This is a genomic window from Bacillus sp. GMs2/2 (assembly GCF_050172095.1).
GTDB lineage: Bacteria > Bacillota > Bacilli > Bacillales > Bacillaceae_G > Bacillus_A > Bacillus_A cereus.
Window position 1 is genome coordinate 1 of sequence record NZ_JBNLYE010000286.1, and the last position, 5,167, is coordinate 5,167.

Sequence of the window (5,167 nt, forward strand, 5' to 3'; positions counted from 1 at the left end):
TATGAATCTATTCGAACACGAAACATAAAACCGTTCCACTTTAATAAGAGGTCCTCCCTTTTTCTTTTCTCATCATATCATCCATTAAAAAAATAGGAGGACATAATTATGAAACGTGATCCATTATTTTTAACTTTATTAGAAAGTGCAAATACACATTTTAGCGGCTGGGATTTTTCTTTCATTTCAGAAACAGGTCGAATGAAGAGCGAGCCTTTATCGTGGTCATACGGCAGTACTGCTTTTCAGCTTATGCAACGTGCAGAATCAATGCTCGATATGGGTACTGGCGGCGGAGAGTTTTTATCTATGTTACAACCGTTCCCGTCAACTATATTCGCTACTGAGGGCTACGCTCCAAATGTGCCAATTGCTCGAAAGAAATTAGAGCCTTTAGGGGTTACCGTTGTAGAAGTGACCGATGATACTGCTTTGCCATTTCAAGATGGTCAATTTAATTTAATTATAAATCAACATGAATCGTATGCTGCTTCTGAGGTAAACAGAATTCTTTCTCCAAGTGGCGTTTTTCTTACACAACAAGTTGGCGGTCTTGATTGCGCGGAACTTAATGAGCAGTTTGGCTCACCACTAAATAGCGAATTTGCAAGTTGGTCTCTCGAAACCGCATGCAGTGAGTTAAAGCAAAATGGATTTACTATCTTAGATGCAAAAGAGGAATTCCCTTTCCAACGCTTTTATGACATTGGCGCTATCGTCTATTATTTAAAAGCAATTCCGTGGCAAATTCCTGATTTTACTGTTGAAAGATATTGTGAGGAATTATATCGTATACATGAAATCATCTTACAAAAAGGTTATTTTGATGTGAAGCAACATCGTTTTATGATTAAGGCGATTTGTAGCTAACAAAAAGAGGTGGCAAAGCCACCTCCTTTTTGCTCCGTTTACATATGTTCTCTACTCTTTCATAATAAGAAAAGTTATATCATGCATATTACAATTATGACCAATGAATTGTATTTCTGAAACATATAATCACCTCGCATATATGATAAGAGCAAAAACGTGATTTTTCACTTTCCTCTTCTATTGAGAAATGAGTTGTTTTTCATATCGCTTGTTCGCATCATCTTCTGTCAAACATGCAGTTGTGTAATGAATAATATTCCGGTTATCATACGTAAACATATGTTCTAACTTATTTTCTTCTGTTAATACTGTCGGTAAGTATTTTGGTAAATTGCTAACTACTCCTCTATTATCACCATCTAATATCCAATCAATTTCTTTCCATTCTAATAGACCTTCAGCCGTACGTAATGGTGTATTCATTTGCATTCCATCTGGCAAATCAGCAACGAACACATACATTCCTTCACTAGCCTTGGGCTCATCTTTACCTTTAAAATCAACAGTCCCTTTATACGTTACACTTGAAAGTTCTATGCCCGTTTCCTCAAATGTTTCTCTAATTATTCCTTCGTATGGCGTTTCATTATCTTCTATTTTTCCTCCAACACCATTCCACATCCCCATATTCGGCTTTTTATTTCTATTTAATAGCAGTATTTTATCGCTTTTTCTAATAAAGCAAATTGTGTATTTGTACATACGATCATTTCCTTTCATTTTCCACATGAGTTATTTGGCTTATTTTCAAGTAAAAACACTCGCCTTACAATTCCTTACTACATAATATATAGTACAACTTTCATGCGTAAACACTTTACGTCAAACGAGAGAATCCTTTTTAGAAAGGAGAATTTAAAATCGATAATATAAACAATGAATTTCTAAACCAATATTACAACAGCCTCGTATGGTTAAACGATACACACTGGTTCGGGGTTCCAATCTGTAAACTTCCCTCTGATCTCTTTTTGTATCAAGAAATCATTTATGAATTAAAGCCCGATTTAATTATTGAATGCGGGACTTTTCACGGTGGTAGTGCACTGTATTTAGCTTCTATGTTAGATTTAATTGGAAAAGGTCACGTACTTACTATCGATATAACTCCGCAGCCAAATCGACCATCACATAATCGGATTACGTATTTAACAGCATCTTCTGTTTCTGTGCAGGCCATCCAAACAATAGTAAGCATGCGCAAACCTGATGATGTGGTTTTAGTTATTTTAGATTCTGATCATAGTAAAGAGCATGTATCCAAAGAACTATTACTATATAAATCTATCGTCACTACTGGCAGTTATATGATTGTAGAAGATACCTCCATTAATGGACATCCGCTTCTTCCCGATTGGGGTCCTGGCCCGATGGAGGCTGTGGATGAGTTTTTAACTAAAAATAATAACTTCATAATCGACGAGTCTAAACATAAATTTTTCATATCATTTAATCCAAAAGGTTTTTTAAAGAAAATAAAGTGAAACTTTAATAAGTGGGGTTTTGCTCCTCTCCCACTTATTCTATTATTTTCATTTTTGAAAAAGGATAATATACAAATTCCACCTTGCCAATTATGTTATCTTCTTCAATATATCCTAAGCCATTTCGACTATCTCTACTTACTTCGCGGTTATCTCCCATTACAAATAACTTATTTGGCGGAATTTTTGTCTTTTGAAAGTTATAAAACACTTGTGTGTTGTTAAATAAATCTTTGTTTGTATATGGTTCTTCTTGCTTTTTATCGTTCACATATACCTTTCCGTTCGTTATGTTAATTACATCACCAGGAAGCCCTATTACACGTTTCACATAATATTTCGATTCATCCGCTTCCTTTATAATGACAATTTCTCCGTGTTGTAAATTAGAAAGACGTACTACTGCTTTATTTACAAATACGTAATCTTCTTCATATAAAGTCGGCTGCATCGATTCCCCTTCCACCTTACATAAAGTAAAAGAATGGTAGCCTATGACTATCACCAATATAAATAGTATGTACTTGCCCCAGCCTCTCTTAATCTCCTTTTTCATATCCATTCCCACCTTATAAAGCGCTTTTTAACTCAAAAAATATATCACTGCACAATATGTTTCCATGCAGTGATACTATTTTTACTGTGCCTTGTTCGGTTGTTCTACTGGAATTGAATTTGCATTTGATCTATTTGTTTTTAACTCAAAATACGCATCCAAAATTTCTTTACCAATCGCAGAATTAATTCCTGATTTATCATCATTCACCCATGGTACAACAACTGAAAAAGCTACTTCCGGATCAGCATCATATGGTGCATAACCGGCAAGAGTTAAATTATAACATTTTTTTCGGTTGTTGTTCTCATCTCTTCCAATATCACTTTCTCCACCATATACTGTCTCAGCTGTTCCTGTTTTTCCCGCTGGTTTATATGGTAGACCTTTAAACGTTCCGGTACCTGTTCCGTCAGCTTCTTGAAAAACTCTTCTAAATCCTTCTTTTACATGATTAATGTACGAAGTGTCCATATCCACTCGATTTAATACAACTGGTTCAATCGACCGAACGACTTTTCCTACATCCTCTGGTCTATTCGGTTGCTCTCTAACTTCTTGTACAATTTGTGGTTTCATTCGGTAACCGCCATTTGCAATGGTTGAAATATATTGTGCAAGCTGAAGCGGCGTATATGTATCATACTGTCCAATCGCGTAATCAAGTAAAAATCCGGGTATGTTATCAGTTCTACCTACTTGACCAATTGATTCATTTGGCAGGTCAATACCAGTCGACACACCTAGGCCAAATTGTCTAAAATAGTAGCGCATTTTATTAAATGTTTCTTGTTTAATGTCTAATGGATTGTTTGGGACATAATTAATGCCTGCCATTTTTAAAGCCGTATTAAACATATAAACGTTCGATGACACTTGCAAAGCTCTTAAATCATCAATATCCCCAAATTCTTTCCACGATTTCTTCGGCTTAGAACTTCCTTTAAAATACATTGGTGCATCAAAGAAATGTGTATACGGCTTAATCGCTTCTGTTTGATATCCAGTTAATAAAGTAGCACCTTTTACAGTTGACCCTAACTCATAAGAACTTGTCATCGTTCCTAATGCATAATCTTCTATTTGCATACCGCCATCTTTATTTACAATTTTCTTTCCTGCCATTGATAAAATTTGACCGTTTTTCGGATTCATCATTACTACGAACGCACGATCCATCATCGGCTCTGCAGCATGAAAGGCTCGTAAATTCTTTTCAAGGCTTCCCTCTACTCTTTTCTGTAAATCCATATCGACTGTTAACATCAAGTTATTTCCACTTTTTCCTTCAGTCACTTTTTCTGTTCGAACAATCTTCCCTGCTTTATCCGTAATATTTTTAGACTGTTCTTTCGTTCCGTGTAGTGCATCTTCGTATTGTTTTTCGATGTAACTTTTACCAATACGGTCGTTTCGATTATAATCACGAACTAAATAATAATCTAATTGTTCTCTTGGCAACCCTTCATTTTCATTAGAAACGCTACCTAGTATAGAGCGCAGTATTTTATCATTTGGGTATTCACGTTCCCAATCTACTGTTGTATCTACCCCCGGTAAACTTGCCAACCTTTCACTAACGACAGCATATTCATTTTGACTTACATCTTTTTTAACGATTTGCGGCGTCATTTTATATCCCGCATTCATTTTGCTTTTAATGGCTAGTACTTCTAGGTCTTCTTTTGAAAGTTCACTTAATTCTTCTTGTGTAATTCTTTCCCTACGTAACTCTTCAACTTTTTTATCTAATTCTTTCCCTTCTATCTCCTGCTTTCTAAATTTACTCTCATCTTCTTTCGTTACTTTCGCTGCTGCCCGCTTTTCATTTAACTGCATCCAAAAATCCTTTTTATCTGTTTCTGTTAACTTGTCTATGTCCTCTTGCGACATTTCAATTAGCTTAGCTAAATCTCTTGCTACTTGTAAAACTTCTTTCGAGTCTACTCCTCTCATTTTCGTATATGTAACGGTTCGCAATGGTTTATTATTTACAATAACGTGACCTTGCCGATCAAACATTTTCCCTCTAGGAACGGGAGTGCTTACCGTTACATCTTCCTTTTTATTTACTTCATTTCTATACGTTTCTCCATCAATGATTTGTACTTTACCTAATTGAATTATAATAGCTGAAAATAAAAGAAAGACAATAAAAAATAGTACATTTAACCGAAATGGAATATGAGTCTTTTTCTTTTTCGATAGTTTTTTCTGCTCCTTTTTCTGTCTCATTTCGCTCCCTCGCTTCATT

5 protein-coding genes are annotated in these 5,167 nt (G+C 35.3%); 2 read left to right on the forward strand and 3 right to left on the reverse strand.

The features are described from left to right. Window positions 1-108: 108 nt before the first annotated feature. Window positions 109-870, forward strand: coding sequence for a class I SAM-dependent methyltransferase (locus ACQGS6_RS22530; protein ID WP_074625304.1), 762 nt, complete (start codon window positions 109-111; stop codon window positions 868-870). Window positions 871-1,050: 180 nt separating this feature from the next. On the opposite strand, the gene ACQGS6_RS22535 is transcribed toward ACQGS6_RS22530, so the two are convergent. Next, window positions 1,051-1,593 (reverse strand): NUDIX hydrolase, encoded by a 543-nt coding sequence (locus tag ACQGS6_RS22535; RefSeq protein ID WP_228490604.1) that lies wholly within the window; start codon window positions 1,591-1,593, stop codon window positions 1,051-1,053. A gap of 140 nt (window positions 1,594-1,733) precedes the next feature. Between ACQGS6_RS22535 and ACQGS6_RS22540 the strand changes: the two genes are divergently transcribed. Further along, window positions 1,734-2,357, forward strand: a complete 624-nt coding sequence (locus ACQGS6_RS22540) for a cephalosporin hydroxylase family protein (RefSeq protein WP_074595418.1) — start codon at window positions 1,734-1,736, stop codon at window positions 2,355-2,357. A gap of 34 nt (window positions 2,358-2,391) precedes the next feature. On the opposite strand, the gene lepB is transcribed toward ACQGS6_RS22540, so the two are convergent. Next, window positions 2,392-2,913 (reverse strand): signal peptidase I, encoded by a 522-nt coding sequence (gene lepB, locus ACQGS6_RS22545; RefSeq protein WP_001986493.1) that lies wholly within the window; start codon window positions 2,911-2,913, stop codon window positions 2,392-2,394. Window positions 2,914-2,994: 81 nt separating this feature from the next. Continuing rightward, window positions 2,995-5,148, reverse strand: coding sequence for a peptidoglycan D,D-transpeptidase FtsI family protein (locus ACQGS6_RS22550; protein WP_001249182.1), 2,154 nt, complete (start codon window positions 5,146-5,148; stop codon window positions 2,995-2,997). Window positions 5,149-5,167: the final 19 nt, after the last annotated feature.